The organism is Paraburkholderia sp. BR10954 (genome assembly GCF_040965775.1).
GTDB lineage: Bacteria > Pseudomonadota > Gammaproteobacteria > Burkholderiales > Burkholderiaceae > Paraburkholderia > Paraburkholderia youngii.
In genome coordinates, this window is record NZ_JBFRCK010000004.1 from 133403 (window position 1) to 154692 (window position 21290).

The window sequence follows — 21290 nt, forward strand, 5'->3', positions numbered from 1 at the left end:
GTGCCGGCCCCCATCCTGTCATGCACGGTGCGTGCTGCACCGCGGTCGGATCGAGTATCGCACAACCTGCCGGTACAGGCTGCGAGCGCTCGCCGCGCTGGCGTCGGCGCCGCGGGCACAGTCAGCATGTGAGTCGATTATGCGACTTTTCAAGCCACGCCGCTTGCGCCACCGCACATACGGAAGCGGTAAAAACCCTGGAAAGCGGCCTGTTTGCAACGCGACAACGACGTCTCAAAATTTTCTTGACACTCGAATAAAGAGCCCCAACAATCAAGCTGGCACTTTTTTCACTAAGCCATAATTTCGAAAAAATGCCGATGGTGAGCTTGTGAGGAGGGGACGACTGCCTCGCGCAGTCGTGGCTTTTCGAGGGCTCGTGGTAGTGACATGAGTTACAGGGGAAGTTGGAAATGGCAACTGGTACGGTCAAATGGTTTAACGACGCCAAAGGTTTCGGATTCATCACGCCTGATGAGGGTGGTGAGGATCTGTTTGCACACTTCTCGGCCATCCAGATGAATGGGTTCAAAACCCTGAAGGAAGGTCAGAAGGTCACCTTCGAGGTTGTACAAGGCCCGAAAGGCAAACAGGCATCGAACATTCAGACTCCTGCCTGAGGCGGCTCTGCGGCGGTTCGTTACCCGTCCTTTTTGAAACCCGGCTTCATGCCGGGTTTCTTTTTTGCGGTGGCTTTCCGTTGCAGCGGATTTTCCCGCCGGAAAATCGCGCGAAAATCCCGGGTATAAAAATACCCCGGCCGTTTGCTGGCGCCGGGGTATTTATGCAAAACGGATAATTCCGGCGCATCAATTACATATTTTCGATCATCACTTGGCCAAATGCGGAACACGACACCTGGGTCGCGCCTTCCATCAGACGGGCAAAATCGTAAGTCACGCGCTTTTGCAGGATCGATTTTTCCATCGAGCTGATTATCAGATCCGCCGCCTCGAACCAGCCCAGGTGGCGCAGCATCATTTCCGCCGACAGGATTTCCGAGCCGGGATTCACGTAGTCCTTGCCCGCGTATTTCGGCGCCGTGCCATGAGTCGCCTCGAACATCGCAACCGAATCCGACATATTCGCGCCCGGCGCGATACCGATGCCGCCAACCTGCGCGGCGAGCGCGTCGGAGATGTAGTCGCCGTTCAGGTTCAGCGTGGCGATCACGTCGTATTCGGCCGGGCGCAGCAGGATCTGCTGCAGGAACGCGTCGGCGATCACGTCCTTCACGACGACGTCGCCGCCGGTCTTCGGATTCCTGACTTTCATCCACGGACCGTCGTCGATCAGCTCCGCGTTGAACTCTTTCTGCGCGAGCGCGTAGCCGTAGTCGCGAAACGCGCCTTCGGTGTACTTCATGATGTTGCCCTTGTGCACCAGCGTCACCGAGCGGCGTTCATTGTCGATCGCATACTGGATCGCCTTGCGCACCAGACGTTCGGTCCCTTCGCGCGACACCGGCTTGATGCCGATGCCCGACGAATCCGGGAAGCGGATCTTCTTCACGCCCATTTCTTCGCGCAGGAACCTGATGATCTTCTTCGCCTGTTCGGATTCGGCCGGCCATTCGATGCCGGCGTAAATGTCTTCCGAGTTCTCGCGGAAGATCACCATGTTGGTCTTCTCGGGCTCACGCACCGGCGACGGCACGCCCTTGAAATACTGCACCGGACGCAGGCACACGTAGAGGTCCAGTTCCTGGCGCAACGCGACGTTCAGCGAGCGGATGCCGCCGCCGACCGGCGTGGTGAGCGGCCCCTTGATCGATACGATGTATTCCTTGACCGCCTGCAGCGTTTCGTCCGGCAGCCATACGTCCGGGCCGTACACCCGGGTCGCCTTCTCGCCCGCGTAGATTTCCATCCAGTGGATTTTCTTCTTGCCGCCGTACGCCTTTTCGACCGCCGCATCGACGACCTTGAGCATGACCGGCGTGATGTCCACACCGGTACCGTCGCCTTCGATGTACGGGATGATCGGCTCGTTGGAAACGTTGAGCGAGAAGTCGGCGTTGACGGTGATCTTATCGCCACTTGCCGGAACCTTGATGTGCTGATACGGCATGATTGGACTCCAGTGAAAGCCGTGCAAAAGCTGATGGGAGACTGCGAAAGAGATACGCTCGCCACGCAATGCCGAACCGCCGCGAGCGGCCTGGCCGCTATTCTAGCCCACGCCCCAGGCACGTCGCGGCCGCCGCGGGCTCCGTGTTTTCCAACATCGACGACCCCTCGACCGCGCCACGCTCCTCTATAAGATACAAGAATCCGCCTGCTGATTTATGCATTATCATCGCGCCGTACCGCTCTGCCGTCTTGCTCTCCTATGCGCCTTCTCGCCCTCAACAATCCATTCGGCACCATCTGTCAATTTTCGCCACATGAGACGCGCGCGTCGCTTGCAGACTGGGTCAAGGTACCGGGTGTCTATCCGGCCGGCCGCCTCGACTCGGATAGCGAAGGTCTGCTGCTGCTCACCGACGACGGCGCGCTGCAGGCGCGCATTGCGGAGCCGCGTCACAAGCTCGTCAAACGCTATTGGGCGCCAGTCGAAGGCGCGGTCGACGACGCCGCGTTGAAACGGCTCGCACGCGGCGTCGATCTCGGCGATTACGTGACACGCCCATGTCAGGCGAGCTATGTCGAACCGTCTGGCTCGCTATGGACGCGCACGCCGCCGATCCGCTATCGTGCTGCGATCCCGACCACTTGGATCGAACTGTCGATCACAGAAGGCAAGAACCGTCAGGTGCGTCGCATGACCGCCGCGGTCGGTTTTCCGACGCTGCGTCTCGTGCGCGTCGGCATCGGTGCGCTTGACATTTTTTCACTCGGACTACAACCCGGTGAGAGCATCGAGTTGCGAGCGAACGCGCCGTGGGATGGCGTCGCCTGAACGCGAATCAGCCTGCGCGTGCTCACTGGAAACACGTTTCACGGCCGTGACAATCAACGCTAACTCGTTGTAGCAGCACACAAAACAATGCGTGAAACGCAAGCCCGAAATGCGTGAAACAAATGAGCTCGCGCGAGCCTGCGTGATGCAGTTCGATCGTGTGTGATGACGACAAAAATTTCCGCGCAATTCACGTCAACCGCCGTACAAGTCCACGCGTTATTCGACGCAGATGCCGCCGAAGCTATCCGGCATTCAGCCTTAAAGACCTTTGCATAAGCCGTTTTTGCGCGGCGAGTACGAAAGTCCGAACGCTAGCAGACGCGTCGAAAAATTTGTTCGATGCGGCTGTCAACCGAAAGGTGGATGGCACGTTTACCGTCATGACTCTACATTTGCCGGGTCATTTGGTTAATTAACTCAAGCTGAGGATTCACAAAATGAACAAACTGATCGCCGCTCTGGTCGCTGGCCTCTTCGCAACGGCAGCATTCGCACAAGCATCGGCACCGGAAGCAGCTTCGGCAGCTCCGGCAGCAGCAGCCTCGTCGGCAAAGAAGACCACCAAGCACGCTCACAAGAAGTCGCACAAGAAGGCAGCAGCTGCTGCAGCTTCGGCAGCTTCGGAGTAAGTTGCTTGTAAAAACGCAGTAAAGAACTAGCTTCATTGCCGTTCTTACGGCGTTGTAAGGCAGATCACCGCAAGGCGATCTGCCTTTTTGTTTTTGACACGCTCGCGTAACATGCGCGGGTCGATTTCAGCAAGGAGTCTTGTCGTGCGATTTTCCATCCGCTCGTCGGTGGCGCGTTTCGCCGTTGCCGTTGCACTGCCGCTCGCGGCGCTGTCGTTCGCCGCTACCACGGCTCCCGCCCTGGCGCAGCAGATGCCGCCGGGCGCCAAGCAGCCGGGCGAGTTTCCGCGGGTCAAGCTGACCGCTGGTATGTTCGTGATCGACGCGGCCGTCGCCGCCAACGACGCGGATCGCGAACAGGGCTTGATGTATCGCACGAAGCTCGGACCGAACGAAGGCATGCTGTTCGTGTTCAACGAGAACGCGGGCCATTGCTTCTGGATGAAGAACACGCTGATTCCGCTGTCGATCGCGTTCATACGCGCCGACGGCACGATCACCGACATCGACGAGATGCAGGCCGAGACCACCAACAACCACTGCCCGACGCACAACGGCGTGTTCGCGCTGGAAATGCCCAAGGGCTGGTTCACGGCGAAGGGCATCAAGCCGGGCATGCAGATCCAGGGCTTGCCGCCGGTGCCGGGTATCACCCAGTAAAGCCTCTCACCGCCGGGCTGCACCCCTGCGGCGCCCCGCAGATGGCCACCCGGGCGTCTCCGTAAGCTGCCACTGGCCAGCCCGGCCGTCCCGCCCTGCTTTCCCGCAAAAACCCGGCGCCTCAACCCGAGGCGCCGGGTTTTTTTCCGCCCGCGCAGCCCCGCGCGGCCAGCCTTCGCGCCGGCTGGCAGGATTCATGCAAAAGACCAATCGAAGCGCTATCCTTGTAATCTCGATTTGGTAACGCCACATAAAGCACCACCCAGACTCCCCGGGCGGCTGACGCGGTCGCCCGGCATGCGTTTCAGGCGCGCCATTACAAGGAGATTCACGTGCCCCGCAAGACTCCAATCGAGCGCTACCGGAATATCGGCATCAGCGCTCACATCGATGCCGGCAAAACCACCACCACCGAACGGATCCTGTTCTACACCGGCGTGACCCACAAGATCGGCGAGGTTCACGACGGTGCGGCGACGATGGACTGGATGGAACAGGAGCAGGAGCGCGGCATCACGATCACGTCGGCGGCCACGACCGCGTTCTGGAAAGGCATGGCCGGCAACTACCCCGAGCATCGGATCAACATCATCGACACCCCCGGGCACGTTGACTTCACGATCGAAGTCGAGCGCTCGATGCGCGTGCTCGACGGCGCGTGCATGGTGTACGACTCGGTCGGCGGCGTGCAGCCGCAATCGGAAACCGTGTGGCGCCAGGCGAACAAGTACAAGGTGCCGCGCATTGCGTTCGTCAACAAGATGGATCGCGTCGGCGCGGACTTCTTCCGCGTGCAGCGGCAGATCGGCGAACGCCTGAAGGGCGTCGCCGTGCCGATCCAGATTCCGATCGGCGCGGAAGAGCACTTCCAGGGCGTGGTCGACCTCGTCAAGATGAAGGCGATCTACTGGGACGACGCGAGCCAGGGCATCAAGTTCGAGTATCGCGACATTCCGGCTGAACTCGCCGCAACGGCGAAGGAATGGCACGACAAGATGGTCGAGGCCGCGGCCGAGGCGAACGAGACGCTGCTCGAAAAGTACCTGGGCGGCGAGCATCACCTGAGCGAAGAAGAAATCAAGCAGGGCATTCGCGCGCGCACGATCGCCAATGAGATCGTGCCGATGCTGTGCGGCAGCGCGTTCAAGAACAAGGGCGTGCAGGCGATGCTCGACGCGGTGATCGACTATCTGCCGTCGCCGGTCGACGTGCCCGCGATCACCGGTCACGACGAGCACGACAAGGAGATCGAGCGTCATCCGAACGACGACGATCCGTTCTCGGCGCTCGCCTTCAAGATCATGACCGACCCGTTCGTCGGCCAGTTGATCTTCTTCCGCGTGTACTCGGGCGTCGTCAATTCGGGCGACACGGTCTACAACGCGGCCAAGGAAAAGAAGGAGCGCCTCGGCCGCATCCTGCAGATGCACGCGAACGAGCGCAAGGAAATCAAGGAGGTCTACGCGGGCGACATCGCGGCGGCCGTCGGCCTGAAGGAAGCGACTACCGGTGACACGCTGTGCGATCCTAATCATGTGATCATCCTCGAAAAGATGATCTTCCCGGAGCCGGTGATCTCGCAGGCCGTCGAGCCGAAGACCAAGGCCGATCAGGAGAAGATGGGCATCGCGCTGAATCGTCTCGCGCAGGAAGATCCATCGTTCCGCGTGCAGACCGATGAGGAATCCGGACAGACGATCATCTCCGGCATGGGCGAGCTGCACCTGGAAATTCTGGTCGACCGGATGAAGCGCGAGTTCGGCGTCGAAGCAACGGTGGGCAAGCCGCAGGTCGCCTATCGCGAAACGGTGCGCAACAAGGTCGAGGACGTCGAAGGCAAGTTCGTCAAGCAGTCGGGCGGCCGCGGCCAGTACGGCCACGCGGTGATCGCGCTCGAACCTTCCGAACAGGGCAAGGGCTACGAGTTCGTCGATGCGATCAAGGGCGGCGTGATTCCGCGCGAATTCATCCCGGCGGTCGACAAGGGCATCCAGGAGACGCTGAAAGCCGGCGTGCTGGCGGGCTATCCGGTCGTCGACGTGAAGGTCACGCTGACCTTCGGTTCGTACCACGACGTCGACTCGAACGAAAACGCGTTCCGCATGGCTGGCTCGATGGCGTTCAAGGAAGCGATGCGCAAGGCGAAGCCCATACTGCTCGAACCGATGATGGCCGTCGAGGTGGAAACACCCGAGGACTTCATGGGCAACGTGATGGGCGACCTGTCGAGCCGGCGCGGCATGGTGCAAGGCATGGAAGACATCGCGGGCGGCGGCGGCAAGCTGGTGCGTGCGGAGGTGCCGCTCGCCGAGATGTTCGGCTACTCGACGTCGCTGCGCTCGGCCACTCAGGGCCGCGCGACTTATACGATGGAGTTCAAGCACTACGCCGAAACGCCGAGCAACGTCGCCGAGGCCGTGATCAACGCGAAGAAGCAATGACGCTGACGCGGCACCGCAGAGTGTCTTGAGTCGAAGCCCGCTCCTTGTGAGCGGGCTTTTTTTCGTGGCGCCCTGCCATCGTCACGCCACGCAGCCGTTTTTTGAACGTGCCAGAATGTCGAACAGGTACGCGGCACGCAAGCCAAGGAGGAGACGCGATGAGCCAGGATCACGAACATCCGCATTACCGGGCCGAGCACGAGACCGCCGAAACCGGCGTGCAGATCGACTGGCGCGAGCACGGCGTGAAGGTCATCCGCGGCGATCAGCTCGATACCAACACCGCGCAAACGCCGGGCATGAACCGCGCGGCTGCGATCAACGCGGCGCGCGTCGGCGCGCAGAAGATCTGGGCCGGCACCGTGACGATCCATCCGAACGCGAAGACCGGCGCGCATCATCACGGCGCGCTCGAAAGCGTGATCTACGTGGTGCGCGGCCAGGCGCGCATGCGCTGGGGCGAGCATCTGGAATTCACCGCCGAGGCCGGGCCCGGCGACTTCATCTTCGTGCCGCCCTACGTGCCACATCAGGAGATCAACGCGAGCACCGACGAGCCGCTCGAATGCGTGCTCGTACGCAGCGACAACGAAGCGGTCGTCGTCAATCTGAACATCGATGCTGTCGAGCAGCCGGAAACGGTCTACTGGGTCGATCCGATCCACAAGCATCCGCACGATCACTGAGTCGCTCATTTGCCTGCTCATTCACCTGCTGACTGATCCGCCCGCGCCACGTGACGCCAACCGCTTCGCTGCGCCGTCGCCTCGTCACGCTCTACGCGGCGCTGATCGCCGCCAACCTCGGCACCTGGCTGTGGGCGCTGATCGCGTTTCGCCACTACCCGCTGCTGCTCGGCACCGCGCTGCTCGCGTATGGCTTCGGTCTGCGTCATGCGGTCGACGCCGACCACATCGCGGCGATCGACGCGGTCACGCGCAAGCTGATGCAAACGGGCAAGCGGCCGCTCGGCATCGGGCTCGCATTTTCGCTCGGACACTCGACCGTCGTGGTCTCGGCGACGATCGGCATCGCGTGGACCACGCATTCGCTGCACGGGCGCTTCGAGAGCCTCAAGGAACTCGGCGGCACGCTCGGCACGCTGGTTTCGGCGACGTTCCTGCTGGTGCTCGCGGCGGTCAATCTCGTGATCCTGCGCGATGTGTGGCGTCGTTACCGGCACGCGCAACACGATGGCGCCGTGGCGACCGCGTTAACTGACTCGCTCGCCCCAGCCGGGCTCCTGTCGCGTGCGTTACGGCCGCTGTTCCGGCTGGTGACCCAAAGCTGGCACATGTACCCGGTCGGCGTGCTGTTCGGGCTCGGCTTCGATACCGCGACGGAGATCGGCCTGCTCGCGATCGCCGCGTCGCAGGCGAGCACCGGTCTGCCGCTCTACTCGATCCTGGTGTTCCCCGCGCTCTTCACGGCCGGCATGACGCTCGTCGATTCGACCGATAACGTGCTGATGGTGCACGCATACGGCTGGGCGATGGATGACCCGAAGCGCAAGCTGTACTACAACGCGAGCATCACGTTCGTGTCGGCGGTGGTCGCGATCGTGATCGGCGGCATCGAGGCGTTGGGACTACTGTCGGACCGCTTCGGCTGGAGCGGCGGCGTGTTGGATGCGATCGCCCGCATCAACGATCACTTTGGCGCGCTCGGCTATGCGATCGTCGCGGCCTTCATGGCGTGCTGGATCGGCTCGGTGCTGTTTCATCGCTGGAGACGGCCAACCGCGACGACACGCGCGGCAACAAGCGCGGCGCCCAAATGACTCGTCCCGGTATAACTCACTCGACCCATGCGAGGCGATCGGTAAGGATTCCAGCGCGATGCCGTCATTCTGTCCGCTACGGCGGGCACCGCTCGCAAGCATGCATCGCGCAAGCGTTGCGACGACGACACACCGCGCGCCGTTTATCGCCCGATCGGCTGGCCCGGTGCGCCGCCGGCGCGCCAGAGCCGCGAGCAATCGCTTACACTGAGACGGCTTTTCTCGCGCTGTCGCGCCGCTCGCGCGACGCTTCGGAACCGGCAACAGAACGGACTGGACACGCCATCGATGAAAACGCCAGCGGACCGACTTCTCGCATCTGACGCACTAGACACAGCCCGCCTCACCGCCGACGCCTACGGCAACCACGCCCTCGACGAATTCCTCGCCGGCCGCATCACCCGCCGCGAACTGCTGCGCTACGCTAGCGTGATCGGTCTTTCAGTCGCGGGCGGCGGCTTGCTCGGCGCGCCGCGAGCGAGGGCGCAAGGTGCGCCGGCCCCGTCGAACCAGACGATCCGCGTCGCGCATCTGACGCCGGCGGGCGCCGTCGATCCGCTGACGGTCACCGACGCCGCGAGCCTCGCGCTGCTAAACCAGACCGGCGAATTCCTGATCGACGACGACGGCGAGAAGCTGATGCTCAAACCCGCGCTCGCGCTGTCGTGGAAGCCGAACGACAAGGGCGACGTGTGGACGTTCAGGCTGCGCCCCAACGTGAAATTCCACGACGGCCAGAGCTTCGGCGCGAAAGACGTGGCCGCCACCTTCGACCGTCTCGCCGATCCCGCGAGCGGCTCGGCCGCGTTGTCGGTATTGAAAGGCGTGCTGTCGAAAGGCGGTGCGAAGGTCGTCGACGAACACACGGTCGAGTTTCATCTCGACGCACCGATCGGCAATTTCCCCTACTACGTTTCCTCGGATAATTACAACGCGGTGATCCTGCCCGCGAACTTCGCGGGCAATTACGAAAAGAGCTTCATCGGCACCGGCCCGTTCAAACTCGAAAAGTATCAGCCGAAGGTCGGCGCGTCGTTCGTGCGCAATCCCGACTACTGGGGCGACAAAGCGTTACCGCAACGGGTGCAGTTTTCGTTCTATGCGGACGAACAGGCGCAACTGCTCGCGCTGCAAGGCCACCAGGCCGACGTGATGGGCACCTTCACCGTGCAGGGCGGCGCGGCCATTCTGAACAATCCGGACTACAAGGCAGTGGGCGTGAAGTCGAGCGCGCATCGGCAGATCCATATGCGCAACGACAGCCCGCTCTTCAAGGACAAACGCGTGCGCCAGGCGCTCGCGTTGTCGCTCGATCGCGACGTGCTCGTGCGTGGTCTCTTCAAGGGTCGCGCGCAACTCGGCAACGACAGCCCGTTCGCCCCGGTGTTTCCGTCGTCGGACGCGGGCGTGCCGCAACGCAAGATCGATGTCGCGAAGGCGAAGCAACTGCTCGCGCAAGCCGGCGTGCCGAACGGTTTCGATGTCACGCTGACCACCGAAAAATACATGGAGATCCCCGACCTCGCGGTCGTCGTGCAGAACGCCGCGAAGGCGATCGGCGTGCGCATCAACCTGAAGGTCGAGAGCCAGTCGCTGTACTACGGCGCGGGCACGCCGGGCAAATCCGACTGGCTCGACTCGCCGCTCGGCATCACCGACTACGGTCATCGCGGCGTGCCGAACGTGTTCCTCAACGCGACGCTCACGAGCAACGGCACGTGGAATGCTGCGCACTTCAAGAATCCGCAATACGATCAACTGGTCGCGCAGTTCGTCGCGGCGATCGACCTCGCCACGCAGAAGAAACTCTCCGGACAGATCCAGACGCTGCTGCTCGACGAAACGCCGCTGATCATCCCGTTCTTCTACGATCAGCTGATCGCGATGCGCAAGGGCGTGAACGGCGTGCGCTTCACCGCGCTCGCGCAGCTGTATTTCGATCGCGCGACGCTGAGCGCGTAAGTACCGCGCTGCTCAACGCACCTTTCGCAGGAGAACTCACGATGTCGGCTTCGGCGCCCTCTCCCGCCTCGAACGCATCGCGTTTACCGCGTGCGACGAACGGCAACGCACGCCGCGTCGCGCGTTTCCTGGCGACGCGCGTGGGTCTGTCGCTGATCACGCTGTGGCTGCTGTCGCTGATCGTGTTCGCGGGCGGGCAGTTGCTGCCCGGCGATATCGGCCGCGCGGTGCTCGGGCCGCTCGCCGATGCGCGCGCGGTCGCGGCGCTCAATCATCAGCTCGGCGCCGACCGGCCGCTGCTCACGCAATACATCGACTGGATCACGCATTTCGTGCGCGGCAACATGGGGCTGTCGTACGCGTATCGCGAACCGGTCGGGCCGTTCATCGCCGATGCGCTAGCGCATTCGGCGAAGCTCGGCCTCTTCGCGTTCATCGTCGTCGTGCCGCTCGGCATTGCGGGCGGCGTGTGGTCTGCGATGCATGCGGGACGCTGGCTCGATCGCACGATCAGCATTGCCGGTTTGTCGGCGACCGTGGTGCCGGAGTTCGTGTCGTCGATCGTGCTGATCCTCGTGTTCGGCGTGTGGCTGCGCTGGCTGCCGATCGAGGCCTCGTTTCCGCCCGATGCAAGCGTGCTCGACCAGCTGCGGCATCTGGTGCTGCCGGTGCTGCCGCTCGTCTTCGTATTCTTCGGCTATATCGCGCGGATGGCGCGCGCGGGCACCGTCGAAGCGCTCGACGCCGACTACACGCGCACCGCGATCCTCAAGGGCCTGCCGCGCCACGTCGTGATCTGGCGGCACGTGCTGCGCAACGCGCTGCTGCCGACGATCACCGTCGCCGCCACCCAGCTCGGCTACATGATCGGCGGACTCGTGGTGGTCGAAACGCTGTTCCACTACCAGGGGATCGGCTCGCTGATTTACAACGCCGCCAAGGCGAAGGACTTTCCGATGCTCGAAGCGGGCGTGCTGACGATCGGCGTCGTCTATACGCTCGCGAATCTGGTCGCCGATGCGCTGCACGTGCTGCTCAATCCGCGGCTGCGGGTGAGGACCGCGGAATGAATCCGAGCGTGTCACCGGCTCCTTCGACGACACCTGCGCCGCCCACGCCTGGCGCACCGGGCTTCACGCCGCGCGCGCCCGCCGAGCCACGCTTCCCGCGCCTCCTGCTGCTTCTGAGTTCGCCGACCTTCATCGTGGGTGCGCTGATCGTCGCGTGGTGGATCGTCTGCGCGATCGCCGGGCCCTGGTTCGTGCATCTCGATCCGTACGCGTCCGATCCACTCAATTCGCTCACACCGCCCGATCGCACGCACTGGTTCGGCACCGATCAGCTCGGCCGCGACGTATTCTCACGCGTGATCGTCGGCGCGCGCGACATCCTGACCATCGCGCCGCTCGCGACGCTGCTCGGCACCGCGGCGGGCACCGCGCTCGGCCTGCTGGTCGGCTACTTCGACGGGTGGGTCGACGACGTGATCGGCCGCGTGATCGACGCGGTGCTCGCGCTGCCGCTCGTGATCATCGCGCTGCTCGCGCTCGCCGCGGTCGGCGCATCGAATCTCACGGTGATTCTCGTGATCGGCCTCACCTTCACGCCGATCACCGCGCGCACCGTGCGCGCCGCCGTATTCGCCGAGCGCCATCTCGACTACGTGGCCGCTGCCCAGCTGCGCGGCGAGCGCGCGCCGTACATCATGTTCGTGGAGATCCTGCCGAACGTGCTGCCGCCGATCGTCGCCGAAGCAACGGTGCGGCTCGGCTATGCGATCTTCGCGGTCGCGACGCTGTCGTTTCTCGGCTTCGGCATCCAGCCGCCGTCGGCCGACTGGGGGCTCGCGCTGTCCGAGTCGTACACGCTGATGGCGGGCGGCGCGTGGTGGACCGTCGTGTTCGCGGCGGGCGCGATCGCGTCGCTGGTGGTCGGCGTCAATCTGATCGCCGACAGCGTGCAGGGAGTGCTCGACCGATGAACGGCGCGCCGCCCTCTTCGTTCGCCACGTTCGACGTGTCGAAGAGCGATCTCACCGATGCGCTGACCGTGGTCGGCCTGACGGTCACCTACCGGATCCGCGGACGCGATCGCGAAGTGCTGCAAGACGTGTCGTTTCGTGTGCGGCGCGGCGAGGCGTATGGGCTCGTCGGCGAATCGGGCTGCGGCAAGTCGACCGTCGCGATGGCGACGCTGCGCTACCTGCCACGCAACGGCAAGGTGAAGGCCGGCAAGATCGTGATCGCCGGCGCGGACGTGCAGAAGCTCGGCGCCGATGCGCTGCGCAGCATGCGGGCGACGACCGTCTCGATGGTCTATCAGGACCCTGGGCGCGCGCTGAACCCGTCGCTGACGATTGCCCGCCAGATATCCGAAGCATTCGAGGCGGCCGGCGTCGCACACGACGAAGCGTTGCATCGCACGCTCGAGATGTTGCAGCGCGTGCGTATCGCGGCGCCCGAGCGCGTGATGGACAGCTATCCTCATCAACTGTCGGGGGGCATGCAGCAGCGCGTCGTGATCGCGATGGCGCTCGCGTCGAACCCCGCGCTGCTGATTCTCGACGAACCGACCACCGGCCTCGACGCGACCGTCGAAGCGGAAGTGCTCGACCTCGTCGCGCAGTTACGCGCGGAGTTCGGCACCGCGGTGCTGTTCATCAGCCACAACCTCGCGGTGATCGGCCGCATGTGCGAACGCATCGGCGTGCTGTACGCGGGCAAGCTGGTCGAGGAAGGCGCGACCCAGGACGTGTTCGCGCGGCCGCGTCATCCGTACACGGTCGGATTGCTGCGCTGCCTGCCGAGCGCCGGACGCAGCAAGGACCGCGAACGGCTCGATACGATCGCGGGCGGCCTGCCGCTGCCGGGCTCGGTCACGCAGGGCTGCATCTATGCGCAACGCTGCCGTCTCGCCGACGAACGCTGCCGCCGCGACGCGCCGCCGCCCTATCGGCTCGGCGCTCCGCATGGGGATCAGATGGCGCGCTGCCACTATCACGAGCGCGCGATCGAGTTGCCGCGGGCGGCATCGAGCGAGGAGCCGGTGGCGGCCGCATCATTCAACGCGGCGGCGCGCGCGTCCTCTGCGCCGGTCTTGCGCGCTCGCAACCTGTCGAAAACATTCCACGTATCCGGTGCGCCGTTGCGCGCGGTCGACGACGTGTCGCTCGAACTCGCGAGCGGCGAGACGCTCGGCCTCGTCGGCGAGTCGGGCAGCGGCAAGACGACGCTCGCGCGGCTGATGCTCGGCCTGCTCGCACCCGATGCCGGCGGCGTGCTCGAACTCGACGGCGCACCGCTCGCCGCGCGCGTCACGCGACGCAGCGACGAGCAGCTGAAGTCGCTGCAGATCGTGTTCCAGAATCCGGACTCGGCGCTCAATCGCGCGCATTCGGTCAAGCGGCTGATCGGTCGTGCACTCGCGCGCTTCACCGCGCTGCGCGGACCCGAGATCGACGAAAGGCTCGCCACGCTGACGGACGCCGTGCGGCTGCCCGAGCGCTATCTCGACGCACTTTCGCGCCAGCTATCGGGTGGGCTCAAGCAGCGCGTCGCGATTGCGCGCGCGTTTGCCGGCGAACCACGCGTCGTGGTCTGCGATGAGCCGACTTCGTCGCTCGACGTGTCGGTGCAGGCCGCGATCCTGAACCTGCTCGCCGATCTGCAGCGCGAGCGCGGCGTCAGCTACGTGTTCATCTCGCACGATCTGCACGTGGTGCGCTACGTGTCGGATCGCATCGCGGTGCTCTATCTCGGCCGGCTCCTCGAAATCGGGCCGGCGGCGGCCGTGTTCGATGGACCGCAGCATCCCTATACCGAGGCGCTGTTGTCCGCCGTGCCGACGCTGCCGGGCGACGGCGCGTCCGGCGAGGAACATCGACGTACGCGCATCCATCTGACGGGCGAGTTGCCCGGGCCCGGCGCGATGCCGTCGGGCTGCGTGTTTCACACGCGCTGTCCGCGCAAGCTCGGCGCGATCTGCGAGCAGCAGGACCCGCCGTTCCTCGACGCCAGCGGCGCCGCCGACTCGCCTTCCGCGCACCGGATTCGCTGCCATATCCCGGTCGCCACGCTGCGCGAGCTGCAATGCGAGCAGCGCGATGACATCGCGGGCAACCCGACGAACGGCGCGGCTTCCGACGACGCGTCGGAAAACGCCAGCTAGGCGTCGACTCGGCCCTCATCGACGTCGCGTGACACGGCGTCACCCAGCACAGCGTCCCCTTGACGAATCCCGCGTCAGAACACGCTTTTGTGTCCCCGCGTTTCATCGTCGCAACGTTTTCAGGCGTTTTTCCGGCGCGCGCATCGTACATCCCGGGATCGCCCGCGTCGCCTCAAGGCTCTGCGACGCGTGGCATGGATATCGCTAAATTTGCGGCCAGAGATTCGAAGCCAAACCGGGCGCGCAACGCCGCGCACATCCGCACGACGAGCGTCACCACGCGATGACGCGGTATCGAGCGATCAGCACGGCAGCGACGCGCGGCCAGCTTCGACACGACGGACTCGGGGTTCGACAAGACCCGCGTGCATAGGTCGGCCGCCGCTTTGGCAGCTGGAGACGCGCGATGAAAACCAGAAATAGCGGCGGTGGAGGCGGTGGAGGCGGTGGAGGCGGTGGAGGCGGCAGTAGCGGCGGTGGCGGTGCTGGTGGCGGAAGCAGCGGCGGCAGCGGGAGCGGCGGTTGCAGTTGCGGAGGCTTCAGCGGTGGTCCGGGTGGTGGCTTTGGCGGTGGCTTCGGTGGCGGGTTCGGCGGAGGCTTTGGCGGAGGCTTCGGCGGCGGTCCCGGAGGCAAGGGTGGCGGCAGCGGCGGCAGTGACAACGGCGGCGGGAACGGGCACCAGGCGTCGCCCGTTGCCCCGGGTAGGGGGCCCCCGCGCCCTACCCGCCGGCGACATGTCCCGGCATACTGTCCGCTATCCGCTGGCAACGGCGGTGGCGTCCCGATCCCCCGGTCGGGCGTCACCGCCGCAGGCCGGTCGAAGCGGCCCGCCCGCCTGCGGCGCGCGCTGACGGAATGGCCCGGAGAGTGCGCGAGCCGCGCCTCGCATCGTCGCGCGAACCGCACCGCGAGCGGCGGGAACACAACCTTCCCTGCGCGTGAGTGTCATGGAACCAATCCGAGACGACCGCCTCATATCAAATTCAACGTTCGATATGAGGGCCCACAACATGCATAGAAGTGTCCCCCCCTCCGCGACCCGCATGGCAGCCGCCGTGCTGATGGCTACCGCCCTGGGCCTCGCATCGCTCGCCAATGCGCAAACTCCCGCGCAGCCAATGGCGCAAACCCTGTCGCAAGCGGCGCCACCGGTCGATCCGAGCTTCTCCGCCTACTCGCTTGTACAGAGCTGCAAACAGCGCCAAGACAACGTCGCGCAAGGGCAATGCGTCAGCGCGATCCGCGGCATCATCCACGGTTATCAATACGGCGTGCTGTTCCTCGCTCAACGCGCCACCTTCCCCGCCAACGAAACCCAGCGCGTGTCGCTATGTCTGCCCGACGTGCCAGTGTCGTCGATCGTCGACGACTTCCTCGCCGATGCCGCTCAGGTACCGGACGACGCACTGCAGCACACCCCCGCCGAAGTCGCCGTGCTCGGCTCCGTGCATCAGCACCACCCCTGCACCTGAGCGCCGCGTCAGCGCGCGCGGCGTCATCCGCGCCCGCCTCGCTCAGAGCCTCGCGCGCCACCGCTCCGCAACGGACGGCGGCCGCGCCGGCGCTTACAACATCTCCAGCGCACGCTTGCCGCGCGACGGCTTGAAGTACGCGTCGAGCGCGGCGAGTTCGCCGGCTTCCAGCACCAGTTGCGACGCGCGATAGTTGTCGCGCACATGCTCGACCCGCGCCGCCTTCGGAATCGCGCACACATTGGGCTTGCCCAGCACCCACGCGAGCGCCACCTGAAACACGGAGACGCCGCGCGCGTCCGCGATGTCGTCGAGCGGCGAGCGTTTCGGCAGCCGCGCATGATCGATCGGGCTGTATGCCATCGCCGGCGTGCCGCGCTCGGCGAGCCATGGCAGCAGATCGAACTCCGGCCCGCGCCGCGCCACGTTGTACAGAATCTGGTCGGTCGCGCATGCGTCGCCGCCTGGCGTCGCGATGAGTTCTTCCATGTCGTCGGTATCGAAGTTGCTCACGCCCCAGTGACGGATCTTGCCCGCGCGCCGCAGCGCCTCGAAGCCGTCGACGGTGTCCGCGAGCGGCACCGAGCCACGCCAGTGCAGCAGATACAAATCCAGCCGGTCCGTCTTCAGACGCTTCAGGCTCTGCTCGCACGCGGCGATCACGCCGCGCCGGCTGGCGTTGTGCGGATACACCTTGCTGACCAGAAACACCTTGTCGCGCAAACCGGCGAGCGCTTCGCCGAGCAGCGACTCGGTCGCGCCGTCGCCGTACATTTCGGCGGTGTCGATCAGCGTCATGCCGAGTTCGATGCCGCAGCGCAGCGCATCGATTTCCGCCGCGCGTCGTGCTTGCCGCTCGCCCATCTCCCACGTGCCCTGCCCCAGCGCCGGAATGCGCTCGCCGCCCGGCAAGCTCACGCTTACGATTTCGCTCGTCATGCTGACTCCTTCGAAAGTGGCTCGATCCGGATGCGATGCAATTGCGCGCGGCCTCACCGCGCAACGCACGCTGCGAAAAACCTGGAGATGAGTTTAGCGGCTCCGCGGCCTCACGACGGCGCGCCAGGCAAAAGCCCGCTATAACGGGGCGCGCCGATGTTTTAAAATTGCCGCTTGCCCATCTTGCGTGAGCCCCATGACCTCTGCCTCGGAAGACCGCTGGCGCGACCTGCGCCCGGACCCGGAAAACGACACGCCGCTCTATCTGCAACTTGCCCGCAAGCTCGGCAGCGCGATCCACGAAAACCGCTGGAACGCCGGTGAGGCGCTCCCCTCCGAGCGGGTGCTGTCGGAGGCGCTCGGCGTATCGCGCATCACGTCGCGTAAGGCGATCGCGCTGCTCGTCGAGCAGGGTTTGATTCGCCGCACCCAGGGCGCGGGCAGCTTCATCACGCCGCGCTATGAAGATCCGTTGTCGCGCCTGTCGAGCTTCAGCGAAATGCTGCGGCGGCGCGGCTTCACACCGAGTTCGAAGTGGCTGTCGCGGGAAATCTCGCCGGCCAATCGCGACGAGGTGATCCAGTTGGGGCTGTCCCCGGCCGCCGCGGTCACACGGCTGCGGCGGCTGAGGCTCGCCGACGGCATCGTGATGGCGGTCGAGAATTCGACGTTCCCGGCCGCGGTGATTCCCGATCCGCAGGCAATCGGCGACTCCCTGTACACATATCTGGAGAATCGCGGACTGACGATCGTGCGCGCGTTGCAGCACTTCCGCGCGGTGAACGCGAGCGACGAGATCGCGCAGCAGATGAGCATCGCGCCGAACGAGGCGTTGCTGTTGATCACGCGCGTGGGCTATACGGCGGATCAGCGCGCTATCGAGTTGACGGACACGTACTGCCGCAACGATTACTACGACTTCGTGGCGGAGTTGAGGAAGTAGGCTGCGGCTCGGTGAATGGTCACGCAGCCGGGCGCGCCGCGCTTCAAACTCCAACGCGGCGCACGCTGCCCTGTTACGTCCACCGGGCTTCGTGCGCGCCGATGCGCGCCGGCGGCAGCGCATAAAACGCCGGCGTCTGTTCCAGTTCTTCGGCGGGCTGAACGCCCAGCACGCACCCAAACTCCGATTGCACGCTCGCGACGCAATCGCGCACATCGTCGAGCGACATCTCGGGCGCCTGCTGTCCATCGACCAGCAGCCCGAACGACTGCAGCCAGCGCCCGGTCTGCGCAAGCGACACCTTCACATGCCAGCTGCCGCCTTCGCGAGCCCGCCGCGCGAGCGCGACCATCGCGCCGAACGCGGCCAGATAGCCGGTCGCGTGATCGAGCGCCTGACACGGCAGATGCCGTGGCTCGGCCGAACCCGCCGCCGCGCGCTCCGTCCACGCGATGCCGCTCGCCGACTGCACCAGACTATCGAAGCCGCGTCGCTGCGCCCACGGCCCCGTGTACCCGTACGCGCACACCGACACATAGACGATGCCAGGCCGCAGGCGCGCCAGCTCGTCCGGCCCGAAGCCGCGCGCCGCGAGCGCGCCCGGACGATAGGCCTGCAGGAACACGTCGGCATCGCGCGCGAGTCCGCGCAACGTGTCGCAGCCAGCGGCGTCGCGCAGATCGACGAGCGCCGAACGCTTGCCGCGGCCGTTGTCTATCACGAGCGGCGCGATGTTCGGCAGATGCGGCCCGTTGATCGTCATCACGTCCGCGCCATGATGCGCGAGCGCGCGGCCGGCCACCGGTCCGGCGATGATCCGCGACAGATCCAGTACCCGCACGCACGCGAGCGGACGATCGACGCCTGGTTCGGCGTCGGCGTCGGCGTGGCGCGGCGGCTCGGCCGGCGCGTCGCCGATGCGCTCGATCTCGAACAGCGGCAGGCGCCCGATCGCTTTGGCCTGCTCGAGCGCGGCCCATTCGTCGGGCGTGCGAATCAAGGCGGCGCATAGGCCCGCGTCGGCGAGCGTTTGATCGAGCGTCGCGCCCTCCCAGCCGCGAATCGCGGCCGCCACCGACTCCCGGCCGTTGTCACAGCCGAGCACGTCGAGCACGCCCTTCAAATGATGCGCAAAATTCGTGTGCAGCTGGATCCAGCGGCCGTCGCCCGTTTCGTAGAAGCCAGTGACCGGATCGCGCAGCGCGGGCGGCGGCCCATCGTCGATCCGCAGATAGCGTTCGCTGCGAAACGCCGCCAGCGCGCGATGCATCTGCACCGACACCCGTTGCCTGTGTCCGCTGCGCAGGTGCCAGTATTCGGCGGCCGCGAGGCCCGTCGCCGCGATGGTCGACGACGCGAGGCTGCCGACGCGATAGACCGAAGGCAAGCCGGGGTCCGCGCCGGCAAGCGATACGGCGTGCAGTGCGACCGGATCGCAGCCGGCGAGAGTCCAGATGTGCTTGAGGGCGAGTTCGGGTGTCATGGCATCGGGCGCGTTGACCGCGCGCACAGGAAGCAGGTGCACCGAGTCTAAATTTGCGCCTTGCTGCAATCAATCTTGATTATGATAATCAACATATATTGATTTCTTCGGTTTTCACTCGCTTTCATGTCAGCCCCGATTTATCTGACCGCCGCCGAAGCGGCCGCGACGCTCGGCGTCAGCTTGCCGACGCTGTACGCGTACGTGAGCCGCGGGATGCTCGGCTCGTCGCCGGATGCGCAAGGCAGGCATCGCCTCTACGATGCCGCCGAGGTGCGGCGCCTTGCGCGTCGCAAGGCCGACGGCAAGCGAGCGGGCAAGGTCGCGCAGAAGGTGCTCGACTGGGGCGTGCCGGTGCTCGAATCGTCGATCACGCTGGTCGCGGACGGTCGGCTGCTGTATCGCGGGCACGATGCGATCGAGCTTGCACGCAGTGCGTCACTCGAAGACGTCGCGGCGCTGCTTTGGCAATGCAGCGCGCGGCGCATCGCCGATGCGCCCGCCGTGCCGCTCGCCCCCGCGCAATGGGCTGCGTGGCTCAAGCTGTGGAGTGACAGCACCCCGCTCGATCGCGCGCTCGTGCTGCTGCCGGCCGCCGCCGCGCAGATGCCGCGCGTGTGGGCGCTCGGCCGCGACGCCCAGCTGGACACCGCGTGCGCCGTGATGCGGCTGCTGGCCGCCGCGATGCTGCCGGCGGCGCCGTCGAACGAACCGCTGCATCGCCAGATCGCGACGGCCTGGCGGGTGCGCAGCCGGCCGCAAAACGGGCTGCTGCGCGCGGCGCTGGTCGCGTGCGCGGATCACGAGCTGAACGCGTCCACGTTCACGGTCCGCTGCATCACGTCGACGGGCACGCACTTGTTCGGCGCGGTCGCGGGAGGCCTCGCGGCGCTCTCCGGGCCGCGTCACGGCGGCGAAACCGTGCGCATTGCGGCCCTGCTCGATGAAGCGTCGCGCTCGCCCGATCTGGACCGCTATCTGGCGAACCGCCTCGCGCGGCACGAGCACGGCGCGCAAGGTCCGGTGCTGTCGGGCTTCGGTCATCCGCTGTACCCGGACGGCGATCCGCGCGCGCGGTTGTTGCTGACGATGCTCGCCGACTGCGCGCCGGCCCGCTCGCCGCTCAACGAGGTGCTGCACCTTGCACGTGCGGTGCGCGACACGACCGGCGCCGAGCCGACCGTGGATTTCGCGCTTGCGGCGATCGAGCGCGTGCTCGGCTTGCCGACCGGCGCCGCATTCACGCTCTTTGCGCTCGGGCGGGTGGTCGGCTGGATCGCGCACGCGATGGAGCAGACGCGCGATGGCAGGTTAATCCGGCCGCGAGCGCGGTATATCGGGGAGTATCAGGCGGGAGAGGCTGCTTAGGGGCTGCTTAGGGGCTGCTCAGGGGCTGCTAAGGTCTGCTTAGGCGCTACGTCGGACCTGCAAAGCGGCGGCTCGCCGTTCGCCCCGCATCAGACCACGCCCGGTCGACGCGCCAGCCAGGCCGGTATCGGCCAGCCGAGTAGCAGCGTCGGCAGCTTGCGTTGCGAGCCGCTCGCCAGCGCGAAATGCGCCCCCTCCCGCCCTGCGCTGATCCATGCCACCGATCCGCGCGCCAACTCGATCGACTGCCCTGCCCCGAGCCAGTGATCTTCATGCTCGCCCTCGACGGTCAGCCAGACCTTGCCGCTGATCACTTTCAAAATCGACGGGCGCGCAACGCGCCAGGCCGTGACGGGTTCGCCATGTTCCAGTTCGAAAACTCGCACTTCTCGCATCGCCGTTCTCCTCGAAGAACTTTCTGTTGTACCGATTATTGGCGTGCGATGATCGGAAACCCATGCACAGTTCCGAACACTTTCATCGGAACTGTTCAGTCAAAAAACCGAACAGTTGGCATGGCTCGCCCGACGCAGGTTACGAGC

The 21290-nt window shown here is 65.3% G+C and carries 20 protein-coding genes; 14 read left to right on the plus strand and 6 right to left on the minus strand.

Annotated elements, in window-relative coordinates; genetic code table 11:
- Positions 1 to 413: 413 nt before the first annotated feature.
- On the plus strand, positions 414 to 620 hold the full coding sequence (cspD, locus tag AB4Y34_RS08020) for a cold shock domain-containing protein CspD (RefSeq protein WP_176105238.1): 207 nt from the start codon (positions 414 to 416) through the stop codon (positions 618 to 620).
- A gap of 20 nt (positions 621 to 640) precedes the next feature.
- Here the strand turns inward: cspD and AB4Y34_RS08025 are convergent, their stop codons facing one another.
- Both AB4Y34_RS08025 and icd read right to left on the minus strand, forming a co-directional pair.
- On the minus strand, positions 641 to 853 hold the full coding sequence (locus AB4Y34_RS08025) for a hypothetical protein (RefSeq protein WP_368715845.1): 213 nt from the start codon (positions 851 to 853) through the stop codon (positions 641 to 643).
- Positions 814 to 2070, minus strand: a complete 1257-nt coding sequence (icd, locus tag AB4Y34_RS08030; protein ID WP_368715725.1) for an NADP-dependent isocitrate dehydrogenase — start codon at positions 2068 to 2070, stop codon at positions 814 to 816. Before icd ends, AB4Y34_RS08025 begins: the two co-directional genes overlap by 40 nt.
- A 261-nt stretch (positions 2071 to 2331) precedes the next feature.
- On the opposite strand from icd, the gene AB4Y34_RS08035 reads away from it, so the two are divergent.
- The 10 genes from AB4Y34_RS08035 to AB4Y34_RS08080 all read left to right on the plus strand — a co-directional run bounded on the left by AB4Y34_RS08035 (position 2332) and on the right by AB4Y34_RS08080 (position 14543).
- Positions 2332 to 2901, plus strand: coding sequence for a pseudouridine synthase (locus AB4Y34_RS08035; protein ID WP_368715726.1), 570 nt, complete (start codon positions 2332 to 2334; stop codon positions 2899 to 2901).
- Between the two features lie 440 nt (positions 2902 to 3341).
- Positions 3342 to 3533: a hypothetical protein gene (locus AB4Y34_RS08040; protein ID WP_082194658.1), complete on the plus strand. Its 192-nt coding sequence runs from the start codon at positions 3342 to 3344 to the stop codon at positions 3531 to 3533.
- Positions 3534 to 3677: 144 nt separating this feature from the next.
- Positions 3678 to 4193 (plus strand): DUF192 domain-containing protein, encoded by a 516-nt coding sequence (locus tag AB4Y34_RS08045; protein WP_176105234.1) that lies wholly within the window; start codon positions 3678 to 3680, stop codon positions 4191 to 4193.
- Between the two features lie 332 nt (positions 4194 to 4525).
- Positions 4526 to 6634: an elongation factor G gene (fusA, locus tag AB4Y34_RS08050; RefSeq protein WP_368715727.1), complete on the plus strand. Its 2109-nt coding sequence runs from the start codon at positions 4526 to 4528 to the stop codon at positions 6632 to 6634.
- A gap of 158 nt (positions 6635 to 6792) precedes the next feature.
- Entirely contained in the window at positions 6793 to 7320 is a 528-nt protein-coding gene (locus tag AB4Y34_RS08055; RefSeq protein ID WP_368715728.1) for a cupin domain-containing protein, read from the plus strand.
- 50 nt (positions 7321 to 7370) lie between these two features.
- Positions 7371 to 8414, plus strand: coding sequence for a HoxN/HupN/NixA family nickel/cobalt transporter (locus AB4Y34_RS08060; protein WP_176385370.1), 1044 nt, complete (start codon positions 7371 to 7373; stop codon positions 8412 to 8414).
- 288 nt (positions 8415 to 8702) lie between these two features.
- Positions 8703 to 10376 (plus strand): ABC transporter substrate-binding protein, encoded by a 1674-nt coding sequence (locus tag AB4Y34_RS08065; RefSeq protein ID WP_368715729.1) that lies wholly within the window; start codon positions 8703 to 8705, stop codon positions 10374 to 10376.
- A 41-nt stretch (positions 10377 to 10417) separates the two neighbouring features.
- Positions 10418 to 11446 carry an ABC transporter permease gene (locus AB4Y34_RS08070; protein WP_368715730.1) on the plus strand — a complete coding sequence of 343 codons (1029 nt, stop codon included), beginning with the start codon at positions 10418 to 10420 and terminating at the stop codon, positions 11444 to 11446.
- Positions 11443 to 12357, plus strand: a complete 915-nt coding sequence (locus AB4Y34_RS08075; RefSeq protein ID WP_368715731.1) for an ABC transporter permease — start codon at positions 11443 to 11445, stop codon at positions 12355 to 12357. Before AB4Y34_RS08070 ends, AB4Y34_RS08075 begins: the two co-directional genes overlap by 4 nt.
- The gene (locus AB4Y34_RS08080) at positions 12354 to 14543 is read left to right on the plus strand and encodes an ABC transporter ATP-binding protein (RefSeq protein WP_368715732.1); all 2190 of its coding nucleotides are present in this window, start codon (positions 12354 to 12356) and stop codon (positions 14541 to 14543) included. Before AB4Y34_RS08075 ends, AB4Y34_RS08080 begins: the two co-directional genes overlap by 4 nt.
- A gap of 172 nt (positions 14544 to 14715) precedes the next feature.
- Here AB4Y34_RS08080 and AB4Y34_RS08085 read toward each other — a convergent pair whose 3' ends face one another.
- Entirely contained in the window at positions 14716 to 15222 is a 507-nt protein-coding gene (locus tag AB4Y34_RS08085; protein ID WP_368715733.1) for a hypothetical protein, read from the minus strand.
- A gap of 331 nt (positions 15223 to 15553) precedes the next feature.
- Between AB4Y34_RS08085 and AB4Y34_RS08090 the strand changes: the two genes are divergently transcribed.
- Positions 15554 to 16015, plus strand: a complete 462-nt coding sequence (locus AB4Y34_RS08090; protein ID WP_176385125.1) for a Rap1a/Tai family immunity protein — start codon at positions 15554 to 15556, stop codon at positions 16013 to 16015.
- A gap of 93 nt (positions 16016 to 16108) precedes the next feature.
- Here the strand turns inward: AB4Y34_RS08090 and AB4Y34_RS08095 are convergent, their stop codons facing one another.
- Positions 16109 to 16954, minus strand: a complete 846-nt coding sequence (locus tag AB4Y34_RS08095) for an aldo/keto reductase (protein WP_368715734.1) — start codon at positions 16952 to 16954, stop codon at positions 16109 to 16111.
- Between the two features lie 196 nt (positions 16955 to 17150).
- Between AB4Y34_RS08095 and AB4Y34_RS08100 the strand changes: the two genes are divergently transcribed.
- A complete protein-coding gene (locus AB4Y34_RS08100) occupies positions 17151 to 17897 on the plus strand; it encodes a GntR family transcriptional regulator (protein ID WP_013090333.1) in 747 nt (248 codons plus the stop codon).
- Between the two features lie 73 nt (positions 17898 to 17970).
- Here the strand turns inward: AB4Y34_RS08100 and AB4Y34_RS08105 are convergent, their stop codons facing one another.
- Positions 17971 to 19380 (minus strand): CoA transferase, encoded by a 1410-nt coding sequence (locus tag AB4Y34_RS08105; RefSeq protein ID WP_176385121.1) that lies wholly within the window; start codon positions 19378 to 19380, stop codon positions 17971 to 17973.
- 126 nt (positions 19381 to 19506) lie between these two features.
- Between AB4Y34_RS08105 and AB4Y34_RS08110 the strand changes: the two genes are divergently transcribed.
- Positions 19507 to 20748, plus strand: coding sequence for a citrate/2-methylcitrate synthase (locus AB4Y34_RS08110; RefSeq protein WP_368715735.1), 1242 nt, complete (start codon positions 19507 to 19509; stop codon positions 20746 to 20748).
- Positions 20749 to 20837: 89 nt separating this feature from the next.
- On the opposite strand, the gene AB4Y34_RS08115 is transcribed toward AB4Y34_RS08110, so the two are convergent.
- Positions 20838 to 21143 carry a DUF2917 domain-containing protein gene (locus AB4Y34_RS08115; protein WP_176385117.1) on the minus strand — a complete coding sequence of 102 codons (306 nt, stop codon included), beginning with the start codon at positions 21141 to 21143 and terminating at the stop codon, positions 20838 to 20840.
- Between the last annotated feature and the right edge of the window lie 147 nt (positions 21144 to 21290).